The sequence below is a fragment of the Bradyrhizobium sp. 23 genome (genome assembly GCF_023073295.1).
Taxonomy (GTDB): Bacteria; Pseudomonadota; Alphaproteobacteria; order Rhizobiales; family Xanthobacteraceae; genus Bradyrhizobium; species Bradyrhizobium canariense_D.
In genome coordinates this window covers 1-13,846 of record NZ_JADPJF010000157.1, presented here as the reverse complement: position 1 = coordinate 13,846, position 13,846 = coordinate 1, and the positions used below count along the sequence as shown (strand labels likewise).

At 64.3% G+C, this 13,846-nt stretch carries 12 protein-coding genes and 1 pseudogene; 6 read left to right on the top strand and 7 right to left on the bottom strand.

What is annotated here, in order from left to right; translation table 11 throughout:
- Positions 1-122 precede the first annotated feature (122 nt).
- Positions 123-1,034, bottom strand: a complete 912-nt coding sequence (locus IVB32_RS41005) for a LysR family transcriptional regulator (protein ID WP_018459865.1) — start codon at positions 1,032-1,034, stop codon at positions 123-125.
- A 113-nt stretch (positions 1,035-1,147) separates the two neighbouring features.
- Between IVB32_RS41005 and IVB32_RS41000 the strand changes: the two genes are divergently transcribed.
- The 3 genes from IVB32_RS41000 to IVB32_RS40990 all read left to right on the top strand — a co-directional run bounded on the left by IVB32_RS41000 (position 1,148) and on the right by IVB32_RS40990 (position 4,978).
- Positions 1,148-2,788: an FAD-dependent oxidoreductase gene (locus IVB32_RS41000; protein ID WP_247372308.1), complete on the top strand. Its 1,641-nt coding sequence runs from the start codon at positions 1,148-1,150 to the stop codon at positions 2,786-2,788.
- 100 nt (positions 2,789-2,888) lie between these two features.
- Positions 2,889-3,869, top strand: coding sequence for a tripartite tricarboxylate transporter substrate binding protein (locus IVB32_RS40995; protein WP_247295759.1), 981 nt, complete (start codon positions 2,889-2,891; stop codon positions 3,867-3,869).
- Positions 3,870-4,117: 248 nt separating this feature from the next.
- A complete protein-coding gene (locus IVB32_RS40990; protein WP_026233895.1) occupies positions 4,118-4,978 on the top strand; it encodes a DMT family transporter in 861 nt (286 codons plus the stop codon).
- A gap of 18 nt (positions 4,979-4,996) precedes the next feature.
- Here the strand turns inward: IVB32_RS40990 and IVB32_RS40985 are convergent, their stop codons facing one another.
- A complete protein-coding gene (locus tag IVB32_RS40985; protein ID WP_018459869.1) occupies positions 4,997-5,932 on the bottom strand; it encodes a LysR family transcriptional regulator in 936 nt (311 codons plus the stop codon).
- A gap of 92 nt (positions 5,933-6,024) precedes the next feature.
- Between IVB32_RS40985 and IVB32_RS40980 the strand changes: the two genes are divergently transcribed.
- A complete protein-coding gene (locus IVB32_RS40980) occupies positions 6,025-6,879 on the top strand; it encodes an NAD(P)H-dependent oxidoreductase (protein ID WP_039801040.1) in 855 nt (284 codons plus the stop codon).
- Between the two features lie 20 nt (positions 6,880-6,899).
- On the opposite strand, the gene IVB32_RS40975 is transcribed toward IVB32_RS40980, so the two are convergent.
- Together IVB32_RS40975 and IVB32_RS40970 are read right to left on the bottom strand one after the other, a co-directional pair.
- Positions 6,900-8,108 (bottom strand): EAL domain-containing response regulator, encoded by a 1,209-nt coding sequence (locus tag IVB32_RS40975; protein WP_026233896.1) that lies wholly within the window; start codon positions 8,106-8,108, stop codon positions 6,900-6,902.
- 545 nt (positions 8,109-8,653) lie between these two features.
- Positions 8,654-9,817, bottom strand: a complete 1,164-nt coding sequence (locus IVB32_RS40970) for a hypothetical protein (protein ID WP_018459873.1) — start codon at positions 9,815-9,817, stop codon at positions 8,654-8,656.
- A gap of 340 nt (positions 9,818-10,157) precedes the next feature.
- Here IVB32_RS40970 and IVB32_RS40965 point away from each other — a divergent pair, with 340 nt between their 5' ends.
- Positions 10,158-10,781, top strand: a complete 624-nt coding sequence (locus IVB32_RS40965; protein WP_018459874.1) for a helix-turn-helix transcriptional regulator — start codon at positions 10,158-10,160, stop codon at positions 10,779-10,781.
- An 84-nt stretch (positions 10,782-10,865) separates the two neighbouring features.
- Here the strand turns inward: IVB32_RS40965 and IVB32_RS40960 are convergent, their stop codons facing one another.
- From IVB32_RS40960 to IVB32_RS40950, 3 genes are all read right to left on the bottom strand, one after another.
- Positions 10,866-11,114: a hypothetical protein gene (locus tag IVB32_RS40960; RefSeq protein ID WP_018459875.1), complete on the bottom strand. Its 249-nt coding sequence runs from the start codon at positions 11,112-11,114 to the stop codon at positions 10,866-10,868.
- A 122-nt stretch (positions 11,115-11,236) separates the two neighbouring features.
- Complete coding sequence (locus IVB32_RS40955; protein WP_018459876.1) at positions 11,237-11,614, bottom strand: Hpt domain-containing protein; 378 nt, start codon at positions 11,612-11,614, stop codon at positions 11,237-11,239.
- Between the two features lie 153 nt (positions 11,615-11,767).
- Complete coding sequence (locus IVB32_RS40950; RefSeq protein ID WP_018459877.1) at positions 11,768-12,466, bottom strand: Crp/Fnr family transcriptional regulator; 699 nt, start codon at positions 12,464-12,466, stop codon at positions 11,768-11,770.
- A 453-nt stretch (positions 12,467-12,919) separates the two neighbouring features.
- Between IVB32_RS40950 and IVB32_RS40945 the strand changes: the two are divergent.
- Positions 12,920-13,341, top strand: a pseudogene (locus tag IVB32_RS40945) (response regulator).
- Positions 13,342-13,846: the final 505 nt, after the last annotated feature.

Below are 13,846 nucleotides of genomic sequence, written 5' to 3'. Positions count from 1 at the left end.
GCATCCACACCTCCCGCAGAACAAAAGCGGAAAGTGTAACCCATGTGTCCGGTACGTTTTGTCACCTATGTCTCGGGCCGCTCACCGCCACAATAAAACGGCTTTCCAGAAAGCTCGGCAGATCAGTCTGATCTTGCCGGCTCTCGCTCCGCCAGCACCGTCCGCGCCGTCGCCACGAACGCCTGCGCGGCCGGCGACAGCGTCCGACCCTGGCGCTGCAGCAGCGACACCGGGCGGGTGATGGCAGGGCGTATCAGCGGCTTTGCGATCAGAGTTGGAAATTGATCGGCCGGCAGCATCGTCGCAGGAAGGATAGCAAGGCCGAGGCCCTGCGCCGTCATGGCGAGCGCGGTGTTGATCAGCGTCACTTCATAGGTCGGGTTGAGGTGCTTGCCCTGGCTCCCCAGCGCCTGATCGATCTGCATGCGTATCCGCGTCTCGCGCCGCATCGCGATCGTCGGCATCTGATCCAATTCGTCCCATGTCAGTGAGCGCCGTGCCGCGAAGTCGGGGGTGCGCCGGCCGATGGCGCTCAGGCGGCCGCGGGTCAGCGTCTCGATCGTCAGCTCCGCGAATTCTCCCTCGACGCTGCCGATCGCGAACTCCGCATCCGTCGCGATCAGACGTGGAACGAGATCGTCGGCGGCGACGTCGCGCATGTCGATTTCGATGTCGGGATAGCCTGCCCGGAATTTTGCCAGCACCGAGGGCAGCAGTGCCGATGCGGTACCGGCTGAGGCGAGAAACGCGACTCGGCCGGCGCGCGCCTGCGCGAGGTCACGCATGCGCCGCGACAGGCCCAGCGCATCGCCCAGCATCCGTTCGGCGGCATGAACTGCCTCGTCAGCGGCCCGCGTCGGCTGCACCGAACGAGTGGAGCGATCGAACAGTTTGACGCCGAGCTGCGCTTCGAGCTGTTGGATCAACAGGCTCGCCGCCGATTGCGTGATCCCCAGCTCGCGCGCAGCCCGCGTGATGCTGCGCGTACGGTACACGCCGGTGAAGGCCTGCAATTGCCGTAAGGTGACGTTCATAGGCAAAGCTCATGAATTGATGAGTTCTTTCCGGCTTATCACATAAGCGAGCATGCAATAAAATGCATGCCGTGGTCGGTGAAGCGGCGATCGCCAAGGGATTGGAAACGAACATGAGGACACAGGTGCTGGTGGTGGGCGCCGGGCCCGTCGGATTGACCGCGGCGATGGATCTGGCTTCCCGTGGGATCGACGTCGTGGTCGCGGAGATCCGCCATGCCGGCGATCCGCCCAGCGTCAAATGCAATCACGTCTCGGCGCGTTCGATGGAGATCTTCCGCCGGCTCGGCGTCGCCGCAAAGCTGCGCGACGCAGGCCTGCCCGCAGATTTCCCGAACGACTGCTCCTACCGGACCACGGCGACCGGCATCGAGCTGTGCCGCATCGACATTCCCTCGCGCGCACGCCGCTACAGCGCCACCGGCGGCCCCGACACCTGGTGGCCGACGCCGGAGCCGCCGCACCGGATCAACCAAGTCTATCTCGAGCCGATCCTGTTCAGCCATGCCGCCGCTCAGTCGCGCATCACCATTCTGGCGCGCACGGAAATCACGGACATCGAGCAGAATGACGACCATGTGGTCGCATTGGCGCGCGACCTCGACAGCGGAAGCTCGCTCCGCATCGAGGCTTCCTTTGTGATCGGTTGCGATGGCAGCCGTTCCCTGGCTCGCAGATCGATCGGCGCCAACCTGTCCGGCACGCCGGTGATCCAGCGCGTGCAATCGACCTTCATCGAAGCGCCGCAGCTCAAGGAGCTGATGGGCGCGCACAAGCCGGCCTGGATGGTGCTCTCGCTCAACCCGCGACGCTCAGGCACGACGGTGGCGATCGACGGTCAGGACCGCTGGCTGATCCATAATCACCTGAAGCCAGACGAGCCCGAATTTGATTCGGTCGATCGGGACTGGGCGATCCGCGCCATTCTCGGCGTCGACGAGCGCTTCGAATACCGCGTCCTCAGCAAGGAGGACTGGGTCGGCCGCCGGCTTGTCGCCGATCGCTTCCGCGACCGCAGAGTCTTCATCTGCGGCGACGCCGCGCATCTGTGGATGCCGTATGCGGGCTACGGCATGAATGCGGGGATTGCGGACGCCGTCGACCTGTGCTGGCAGGTGGCGGCGCATCTGAACGGGTGGGCGCCGGCTTCGATCCTGGATGCCTACGAGGCGGAGCGTCAGCCCATCACCGAACAGGTGTCGCGCTTTGCCATGGACCATGCGATGAAGATGATGGCGCAGCGTGGTGGAGTCTCCGCGGAGATCGAGGACGACACGCCGCGCGGCCACGCCGCGCGCGCAGCGCTGGCCAGGGCGGCCTACGATCTCAACGTGCAGCAATATTGCTGTGCCGGATTGAACTTCGGCTACTATTACGATGCCTCGCCGATCATCGCCTATGACGGCGAGACGCCGCCCGCTTACGCGATGGGCAGCTTCACCCCCTCCACCGTGCCGGGCGCTCGCGCGCCGCACCTGTTTCTGCGGGACGGGCGATCGCTCTACGATGCCTTCGGCGTCGGCTACACTTTGCTGCGGTTCGATCCGGCGATCGATGTAGCGCCATTGAAGTCTGCCGCAGAGCAGCGCGGCATTCCGCTCGCGCTGCTCGACATTGCGCCGGACGAAGCGAACGGCGCGTATGCCGAGAAGCTGGTGCTGGCGCGGCCCGATCAGCACATCGCCTGGCGCGGGCAGGCCGCGCCAGCGGACCCACAAGGCTTGCTGACGCGCATCACCGGCGCTTCGGCGTAAGGCGATTTGAAGCGGACGGTCTCGCGGCGAAGTCCGCCGGCAGGTGATTTACAAAGTCGTGGTTCACAAAACAAAAAAAGACTCGCACCAGGAGGGAAACGTGTTTCACGTTGCAAGCCGCCGCATTTTGGCCGTGCTGACGGCCGCGAGTTTCGCCGTGCTGCCGCTGGAGGCGGTCCGAGCGGTCTATCCCGAGCAATTGATCAAGATCATCGTGACCTTTCCGCCCGGCGGCAGCGCCGATACCGTCATCCGCGCGCTCGAACCGCTGGTCACTGCCGAGCTCAAACAGGGTCTCGTGATCGAGAACCGCGCGGGTGCTGGAGGCAACATCGGCATGGCCGCGGTCGCGCAGGGCAAGCCTGACGGCTATACGCTCGGCATTGCGCCGGCAGGCAGCCTGACGGTCAATCCGCATCTCAATTCGTCGATGCCGTTCGATCCGAAGGATCTTGCGCCGATCACCCTGCTCGCGAAAATTCCCTTCGTGCTGGTTGCGTCAGCGAACGTGCCGGCGCATACGGTCGCGGAATCGATCGCGCTCGCCAAGGCCAAGCCGGGCGCGTTGTCGATCGGGCATGGCGGCAATTCGACCGCCATGCACTTGACCGCGGCACTGTTCACGCAGAAGACCGGGATCGCCATGGAGCTGGTCCCCTATCGCGGGACCGCGCCGGCGACGGTCGATGTTCTCGCAGGCCATGTCCCCTTCGCGGTACTGGATATCCCCGCATCGAGGCAACTGATCCTCGAAGGTAAGCTCAACGCCATCGGTGTGTCGTCTGCGCAGCGTCTGTCGTCCTTGCCTGATGTGCCGACACTCGCCGAGAGCGGTATTGCGGGTTTCGAATCCGTTGGCTGGTTCGGGCTGGTTGCTCCGGCCGGCACGCCAGCCGATATCGTCGGCCGGTTGAACGAAGCCTTCGGAAAGGCCCTGAAGGATCCATCGGTGGTCGAGAAGATCCGGACGCTTGGCGCAGAGCCTGCACCGACCTCGCCGGAGGAGTTCAGCCGCTTCATCCAAAGCGAAAGCTCGAAATGGGGCAAGCTGATCAGTGAAGCGGGCATCAAGGCGAATTAAGTGTCCCACGCAGCCCTGCTGCTCGTCGGCAATCATCCCCGGCTCGCCTTCAGCGCCCGCCGCATCACGATCGCGGTCTAGAAACACGATTCCGCCCCGGCGTAAGTCATTGATCTTGCAGCTCCGGCTACTGTGCATGGGGTTGTTTTCGCGCTTTTTGTTGTTGGGCCTTGGGAGGCTTACAGGTAATCGTCGCGACACCGGCTGGCCTCGCCAGTTCGGATCACCACCGACAAGGCGAGATGGGCATGCACTCTTCCGGCAGCGGCTTGGGCAACGGGCTTCTTGGCGTCATCATCTTCAGCGCATCGCTGCCGGCGACCCGCGTGGCGGTCGGCGGGTTTTCCGCGCTGTTCCTGACCTCGGCGCGCGCGGTCATCGCGGCGCTGATCGGTGTGGCCGTGCTCGGCCTGCTCCGTCAGGCGCGGCCGCAGCGCAAGGATCTCGTCTCGCTCGCGATCGTCGCCATCGGCGTCGTGGTCGGCTTTCCCTTGCTGACGGCGCTTGCGCTCCAGCACATCACCTCGGCGCATTCGATCGTCTTCATCGGGCTCTTGCCGCTGTCGACCGCGATCTTCGGCGTGCTGCGCGGCGGCGAGCGGCCGCAGCCGATGTTCTGGCTCTTTGCAATTCTGGGCAGCGCCACTGTCGCCGGCTTTGCGCTGTCCAACGACGGCACCGCATCGCTCACCGGCGATCTCCTGATGGTCGCGGCGATCGTGCTGTGCGGGCTCGGCTATGCCGAAGGCGCCGCGCTGTCGCGCCGGCTCGGCGGCTGGCAGGTGATCTCCTGGGCGCTGCTGCTGTCGCTGCCGCTGATGGTGCCGGTCGCGATTCTAACCTGGCCGTCGACATGGAGCGGCGTCGGTGTGCCCGCCTGGATCGGGCTCGCCTACGTCTCGGTCTTCAGCATGTTCGTCGGTTTCATCTTCTGGTACCGCGGGCTTGCGATCGGCGGCATCGCCCGCGTCGGCCAGTTGCAGCAGCTCCAGCCGTTCTTCGGCCTTGCGCTTGCAGGCCTGCTCCTGCACGAACCTGTGGCCTGGAGCATGATCGTCGCGACCGCGCTGGTGGTCGCCTGCGTCTTCTTCGCACGGCGGTTTGCCTGAGGCCGAATTGATGCGGCCTTACCTCTTGCCCGGTTGCGGCTTTTCAATCCCCGGCAGCTGTGCGATTCCCTCGGCAAGAAAATCGACCAGCAGCCGTACCCGCGCGATGCCGGACCGCTCCGGCACGATCAGCATGTTGAGCGGAACGGACGGCGGCGCGTAGTCTTCAAGCACGCGCTCGAGTTGGCCGGAGGCAAGCAGGTCGTCGACGAGCCAAAGATGCGCCGGCGCAATGCCACGACCGGCCGCGAGCGCCTCGCGTGCGGCAAGCCCGTGATCCACCCGCAGCCGCCCTGCGAAGGGGACCACATGACGGCCGCCGCGGCGCCCGTGCAGCACGAGCACGTCGCTGCCGGCGATGTTCGACATCCTGACACCCTCGTGGCTGGCGAGGTCTTGCGGGCGCGCGGGCCTGCCGCGCGACGCCAGATAGTCCGGTGCGGCCACAAGCACCCGCCGCGACTGACCAAGCAGCCTGAGCTTCATCGAGCTGTCGGGGAGCGGCCCCAGACGCAAAGCGATATCGACACCTTCCCGCACGAGGTCGATCCGCTCGTCGGTCAGGCTGAGATCCACCGCCACGTCCGGATAGCGGTCCTGGAACGCGAAAACCAGACGGCTGACGTGGAGCACGCCGAAGGCGGCGGTGCAGGAGACGCGCACCGTTCCGGCAGGCGCGCCGCGCGTGCTGCGCGCCTCGTCGCCGGCGAGTTCGACCAGGCGCAGGATCTGCACGCAGTCGGCGTAATAGCGGCGCCCCTCCTCGGTCATCGTCACGCTGCGCGTGGTCCGCGTGAGCAGCGGCACGCCGACGGCCTGCTCCAGTTCCCGAAGGTGCCGCGTCACTGTCGATTGGCCGAGACCAAGCTCGCGCGCGACCGCGGACAGGCTTCCGCGCTCGGCGACCCGCACGAAGCTGCGCATGCGTTCGAGCGTCACGTCCGATTTATCCATATTTCGGCATGATCCTATCCATCGGCGACAACTACCGGATTGCAGTCGGAGGCGCTACCTGCTGCTCGCAATCGTCAACCAAGGTGCTGATCATGAAAGTGTTGATCCTCTTCGCTCACCCCGAGCCGCGCTCCCTCAATGGCTCGCTCCGCGACGTTGCCGTCAGAGAACTCGAGGCTGAGGGACACGAGGTGCGGGTGTCAGACCTTTACGCGCAGGGATGGACATCCGAGGTCGGCCGCGCCGATTTTCCGCTGCTGCCGCCGGACGGGCGGCTGGCGCCGGCCGCCGCCTCCAAGCAGGCGTTCGAGTCGGGTACACTCACCGCGGACGTCAAGGCCGAGATCGAGAAGCTGCTGTGGGCGGACGTCCTGATCCTGCAATTCCCGCTATGGTGGTTCAGCATGCCGGCCATCCTCAAGGGCTGGGTCGACCGCGTGTTCGCCTACGGTTTCGCCTATGGCGTCGGCGAGCACAGCGACAAGCGGTGGGGCGACCGTTACGGCGAAGGCAGGCTGGCGGGCAAACGCGCGATGCTGATCGTGACCGCCGGCGGCTGGCAGGAGCATTATTCGGCGCGCGGGATCAACGGGCCGATCGACGACCTGCTGTTCCCGATCAATCACGGCATCCTCTATTATCCCGGCTATGACGTGCTTCCGCCGTTCGTCGTCTACAAGGCCGACAAACTGGACGAAGCGGGTTTCCAAGCGACTGCCGAACGTTTGCGCGAGAGGATGCGAACGCTTGCGACGACATCCCCGATTCCCTACCGGCGCCAGAATGGCGGCGATTACCTGATTCCGAGCATGCGGCTCCGCGCAGGACTCGAGCATTCCGGCGCGACCAGCTTCGCGCTTCACGTCGAACAGGTCGAGGCACGCAGCCCAATGGGTGAAACGAGCTCCGTGCACTCGACGGCTGAGGGGTGCGCGGCAACAGCGTAATCCGCCGCTCGCGCAAGGACTCACCCCATCACCGTCCGCGTCAGCGTGCTCCGCGCAAACTTCTTCAGCGGCATCGGCTTGCCGAACAGAAAACCCTGCACGAGGTCGAAGCCGAGCTCGTTGGCGGCGACGAGGTCGGCGCGGCTCTCGACGCCCTCGGCGATGGCGCGCACGCCATAGCCATGCGAAAGCTCGACGATGTGGCGGCACACCGTGCGCTTGAGGCGATCAGTGCCGCTGCCGGTGACGAAGTGCCGGTCGGCCTTCAGCTTGATGAAGGGAATTTTTCCAAGGTCCATCAGCGACGGCCAGTTGGCGCCGAGATTGTCGACCGACAGGCCGATATTGTGCAGACGCAGTTCGCGGGCGACCTCGGCCAGGAGATCGAGATCGCGGATCGCCTCCTCGCTGTCGATTTCGATCGTCAGCCCGCCGAACGCCGGATGCGTCGGCATGCGCCGGCAGAGATCACGCACGGCTTGCGGCTCCTTCAGATAGGACGCCGGCAAATTGATCGCGAGATCGACCGGGCTCTGCTGCTCCAGTAGATAGTGCCAGTCCTGCATGGCGCGCTCGATCACGAATTCGGAGAGGTCGCGCATATTCGGGTCGTGCTCTTCGGGGATGAAATAGGCGGGCGGCACCACGCCCCAGGTCGGATGCCGCATCCGCACCAGCGCCTCGGCGCTATTGCGAATCAGCGTGCGCGCGTCGATCTTGGGTTGGTACCAGAGCTCGAGCCAGCCGGCGTGCAGGGCCTCGCCGACGTGCACGGCGGGGCTCGGCGCCGGCTCCTCGGGCAACAGCATCGCGACACGGTCGCGCAGCGTCTCCGCGGCAAACGGCGTCGTCAGCGGCGGCAGCATCTTGAGGCCGTATTCCTCGCCGACCTGCTGCACGGCCCTGACGATGATCGACTCGCGGGCGCCCACAGTCAGAACCCTGCCGTCGAAGGCCTCGCGCACCAGCGTCTCCAAAAATTTGCCGGGCTCGATGCCGTCGGCGGCGATGCCGAGCAGGATCAGGTCGGGCAATTCGCTTGTCAGCACGCTCTGCAGCTCCTCGGCACTGGCGCATTCGGTGGTGACGAAGCCGAGATCCTCCAGCACTTCCGCGAGAAACGCGCGAAGATGGCGCTTGCCGTCGGCCACGCAGGCGCGCGGCTTCACCTTTCGCCGTCCGAAGGTTTTCGGCCTTCGTTCGGCGAGTTCTACAATTTCGTCGTTCATCGCAAGCACTCCCGTTCCGTGCCGGTGTGTTAGCGACGTGAGCAGTTTCAAATATGGAAGGCTTCAGTCGATTGTCGAATTATCTGAGTAACGTTAAAGCGCCCATCACGTCTAAAATTATCTGGATCTCGGTCGGGAAGTTTTTACGTCTACCCGCGCGCCGGGCGCAGGGTTGCGACAATCACTGGAGATCTCGCGACGTGCAGTGCGGCTGCATGTACGCGCGCTGTCCTGCAATTGGACCAAGCCACGCGCGCCTCGCCCAATTGAATAATGGAGCGCCTCAATTGCGCGCGACGCGCGCATTTTTCCCGGTTCGCTCGTGACGGTTCTGCGACAATGCGTCGGTGCGCGCTGGCGCCAATGTGAAGCACATCACAAGCGGATTGCTGCACGTGCGCTATTGCTCTGGGCAGCCGGTGGTGGGCTGTCGAGGATCGCAGCAATGACGTCGCGGCGAATAATGTATTGGTGGTTCAGGTTCGTGCTGTCAGGGCGATTTCTCGATCGTTTCCTGTGCCTGCCGCGCGCGCATTAGCGCGGGATCAGGTTTGGCCGATCAGCTTGCGCAACGCGGCCGCGCCGTCCTCAATCGCATCGCGTCCCTTCCAGGCCAGATAGGACAGCTTGCCACCGAGCGTGTCGTGGCTGCGCAGCCGGCGCGAACCGAGAATGTGGCCGACATTGGAGGGGAAGCGGCTCACCTCGGCGGACACCAGCGCCGCGATCGCGTCCATCAATTGCTGGAGCCGAATGCCCCATTCGCAATGCTCGATGCCGTCGATCCGCACCTTGAGCGCATATTCGGTCTCGTAGATCTCGGCGAGCAGGTCGCGCGCAATCAGCACCCGGTTGTGCCGGAGCGCGATGCGCAAGGCGAGGCGCCTGTCGTCGAGCTGGTCGAGCACCATGTGAACGACGCAGGCATAGGGCGCGGCGGCGACATCGGCGGCGCCCTTGCTCGCTGCGGCCTTGGTGGCAAGACGCACCAATTGCCAGAACGTCTTCAGCCGCCTCGCCACCAGCGTCAGCGCGAACGGCAGCGCCTCGGGATGGGCCTTCTTGAAGGCGTCCAATCGGGCGGTGATCTGATCAACCGTGCCGTCGTCGAACTTCGCGATCTTCTCGGGCAGCCTGTCGTTGAACTTCGGCAGCGCGGCGCCGGCGCGCAGCACATGTTGGATCTTCTTCACGTCCTCGAAGGCGGTGTGCGATGCCGTGTATTGCGCGAGCTTGCCGCGCGCGAACTCGGTGCTCTCCGCTGATGCGAGGGTGCTTTCGAGAACCTTGACGACCTTGGTCTGGAAGGTCGATGCGATCTTCAGCACTTCCTTCTGGTTGTTGGCGGCGACCTGGTCGTTGATCGCCTTGATGTAGTCGCGTGCCATGGTCGGCAGCAGGTCGCGGCAGATCCACTCCCAGATCGGGGTGAGGGTGTTGCGCGAGATCCGCCCCATGTTGGCATGCTCGGGCGCGCCGTCGATCAGAAGCAGCTCGAGCGGCGCAAAGAAATGGCGCGAGGGACTGGTGGCGCGCGCCTGGTTCGATCCGTCCTTGCGAAATTCGGCGCGCAACCGGGACTGCAGGTCGGACGAGCCCGGCATGTCGATGCCGCACAGCTCAAGCCGTTCGAGCTCGCTGAGCAGGCAGCTGCGCGACAGCGGCGTCAGCTTCTGCAGGAAGTTCGATAGCTGGTCGATCTCGTTCATGGCACGCAATCTTCCGCAACGTTTCCAGCAGGCCTACCGACCCCATGCATGGAGGCATTTGCGCGCTCTCAATTGCGACATAGAGAAGCAAGCCGCCGTTAATATATCCGTAAAATCCAAGGCCGCAGGTAATCGGCGCGGATCTGATCGTTAAGAAGGCGTCGAGCGACCCGTCTATCAATTGGGCAGGTTCAGCAACCTAAGAATGTTGAGGGACGTTGCCACTCAAGCATAAAGTGTGCCTGTGCCGGGGTTTCAGCACAAAACTGCCAAATTCACCGTAGTCTTACGGAGCAAAAAGTTAACTACAGACCGCGTTGGGTTCCGCTAAACGAGTGACATGGGGTCACAGAATGATACGGCCACTGATTCGCGGCCGTCGGAATGGTACGAAAGCAACGCCGCTCCAACTGAAGAGCTCGATGCCGTCCGTCTGAACGCCGCCCGTGCCAAGGCGGCCGACGAAATGGCAGCCGCCATCGCCCGCGAGCTCAACGGTCCCCTCACGGCGCTCCTGCTCTACATGGGCGAGATCAAGCATCACAGCGATCAGCTCGCGCCGGTGACGGGCGACCGTGCCTATTTGCAGCGGGTCGTGGAGAATGCGCTAGTGCAGACCGAGCGGGTTTGTGGCCTCGTCAAACAGCTTGCCGGTTCTCACACGGGTGGCCTGCCGATCGCGTCCAGGGCCGAGGGCGCCGAATCGAAGTTCGCGCGCGCGCCACAGCTGCAGCGCGTGCCGAGCGCCGAAATCCTCGGCCTGTCAGGCCAGAAGCGGCTGACCAAGCGCGAGCGCGAGGTGCTGAGGCTGATCAGCGAGGGTTATTCGAACAAGCAGGGTGCGCTTCGGATGCAGATCAGCCCGCGCACCTTCGAGAGCCATCGCGCCGAGGCGATGCGGAAGCTCGGTGCGCGCAACACGGCGGACCTCGTCCGTGCGGCGCTGCTGCATTCGATCGACTGAAGGGCCTTGCGTCGGGCCGCCCGGCAGCGGGCGAGGGCCAAGCGTGAGGCATTTCTCGAAAAAGACCCGCGGCTCCGACCGTGCTCAGAAATAATCTTCGGCGAAGGGACGCGCGCGCGACGAGGGCCGCAGCGGCTTGAGCTCGTCCTTCGGCACGTTGGGAATGATCGTGATGGTCCAGCGGGGCGGCATGCTCGATTCCTGCTCCAGCACCGAACGTACGAAGCCGGTCACCGTCGCCTCGCCAGCGGCCACCGTCGCCATCCGGCCGTTGAACTGTGCGATGCGGAAGCGGCGAACTTCTTTCTGGTCCGCGGTCTCGTAGGTGAACATGGAAACCCTCCTGGTTTCCGGCGACTATCGCTGCCTATGATTAGCCATCTGTGAAAATCCCAAGCCGTAGAAGTACGGCGGGCATGCACGCGTGAGTGGTTGGAGCGTTTCGAGCGAGCGCGTCAGCCCTCCGGCTCCTGCGCGCGCGCGGCAGCGTAGGCGGCGTCCATCAGGTCCAGGAGGTCGCAAAATCCGGCGTCGCCGAGCCTCTCCGCGGTCTTCTCCAGCCGCAGCGCCAGCACCGCGAGCCTGACATAGCCGAACGTTCCGGCCGCGCCCTTCAGCGAATGCGCTTCGCGGGCGATCCTGCCGTGGTGCTGCGCGAGCGAGAGCGTGCGGAACGATTGCAGACGCGCGCAGGTTTCGCTCCAGAACACGTCGCGCACTTCGCAAGCACCATCCTCGCCGATCTCGCGCACCAGCGCCTGGTACGCGCCCGGCTCGCGCGCGGGTTCGGCATCAAGCACTGTTTGCGCAGGCGCGACGGTGACTTCGAACATGGTTTGGCCTGCCTTGATCACGGTTTGCCGCCGGCCCGTACAGGCGCGCGCGGCACATCCGTGTCTACGGCATCTGGATTTCAGTTCCGGTAGCAGGACATTCCGTGTTTGCGGGCCGGAATTAGCGGCCGGTTTACCACGCCGCAGCGCCAGTCAGCGCGGGCCGAGCAGCCGGTCATACTGCGCCTTCACGGTGGCGTAGCATTCGCACGCCGTCTGGCGCAGGCCGTCCAGGTTGAGGATCTGGATGTGTCCGCGGCTGTAGTTAATGAAATTCGCCTGCTGCAAGGTGTTGGCGACCAGCGACACGCTGTTGCGCCGAGCGCCGATCATCTGCGCCATCGCCTCCTGGGTCAGCAGCAGCCGGTAGTCGCCGGAGAGGTCATGGGTGTGGAGCAGGCAGCGCGACAGCCGTGACTCCACCGGATGAGCGGCGTTGCAGCCCGCGGTCTGCTGCACCTGCGCGTAGACCGCCAGTCCGTGACGCGTGAGCAGCGTCCGCAGGGTGCAGCTCTGGTCGGCCGCGACGCGCAGCCGGTCGAGGTCCATCATCGAGGCGGAGCCTGGAACCAGCACGATGGCCGTGTTCAGCGCGCAGGCATCGCCCATGATCGAGAGCGTTCCGAGCAGGCTGTCGCGGCCGATCATGGCGACTTGCACGTGCTCGCCCCTGGCGAGCTCCACCACCAGCGAGATGACGCCGCGATGGGGAAAGTAGGCGCGCTTGAGCGTTTCGCCGGTCGCGACCAGCACCGCGTCGTGCGGCAGATCGCCCGTCCGCAGGTGGGGGCGGATCAATTCATAATCGTCCGCCGACAGCGCGGACAGGAAACCGTTGGAGGAACGTACCATTGTTTCCAAAGTAGCCTCCCGTCTCCCGGACCAGCACGGGAAACTGCTTGTCGTTCGGCCACGTTCCATCATGTTCCCGTCGGGATATATTGGCAATTGGGACAAGACGTCCGATCGCAGTCAGTGCCGCTGCACGTCGGCCTCGCCAAGACAGATTCCCTGACCCAATTCCTACCGAGCTGGGAACCAGCAGATCCAGATGGTGCGGCTGGAGAATCGGTTTGGAGCTTGTTCGCGGTCATGGTTGATCCGGCGCGTTTCAAGGTCATCCGCGCCGCGTCGTCGTCATGGAGTTGCCTTGGCGCCGCGTGGCCGCAGATTCCGCGTCAATCGTCTTTCCGGCTCCGCCAAGGACGCTCTCAACAGTCCATTTCTCGAGCAAAGGAGCATGGCGTGCGCCACGGTTCAATTATTGAATCGCCAAATCGGGAAGCTCAAACGGGGACAGAAGATCTGCGCGATATTCTCGTCGTCGATGACGACCCGATGGTCTGCATGGCCATCGAGGTCTATCTCCAGCGCAACAATTTTCGGGTGACGATCGCCGAAGGAGGGGAAGCCGGACTTCGTGCGCTCGAACACGAACAGTTCGATCTGATGATCATCGATATCTTCATGCCGCACATGCGCGGGTTCGAATCGGTCAGAATCTTTCACGAGCGCGCGCCGGCCGTTCCGCTGATAGCGATGTCCGGCTACGCGTTCGCAATCTGAATTCGCCGGCCCCGGATTTCCTCCGGATGGCGCTGGAGCTCGGTGCGGCGCGCTGTCTGCGCAAGCCGTTCACGCCGCACGCGCTGCTCGCCGCCATCAACGATTGCCTGGCGGAGCACCGTCCCCAGGGCGAGCTTGCCCCGGCCGCGCGCCTGGGTTAGCGCGGCACCGGCCGCAGCGGACGCGGGTAACGGTTCGTTTACCGCAAATGCGGGTGATGCATATCCCGGCAAAGCACCAGGCGACGTGGCGAGACCGGCCCGGGCTGCAGGCAGCTCGATACAATTTGCGCGAAGACCGCGCATATCTCCTTCACAAGCAGGGCTTTCCCGCGCGCCGGGTCTCGCTGTTATCGGCACGTTCACCTAACGCGTCTCGCCGCTGCGGCGTGGGGCCGGTCTTGCCGAAAAACGCTGTCCCATGCAGTCGAACGGCAAACTTGTCTTCAATATCCGTATTAGCACGGAGGATGAAATTAACGGGACCGTGAAAGGGGATGTCTAACGATCCAAGGTGGGGGCTTCCGTTCATGCCAGCGCGGCTCGGGCGTCGAGGTCCAGATCCAGGTCTGTAAGGCGTAGCTCATGGATGATCTGTTGCGGGAGTTTTTGACGGAAACCAGCGAGAGCCTGGACACCGTGGACAATCAGCTGGTGAAGTTCGAGC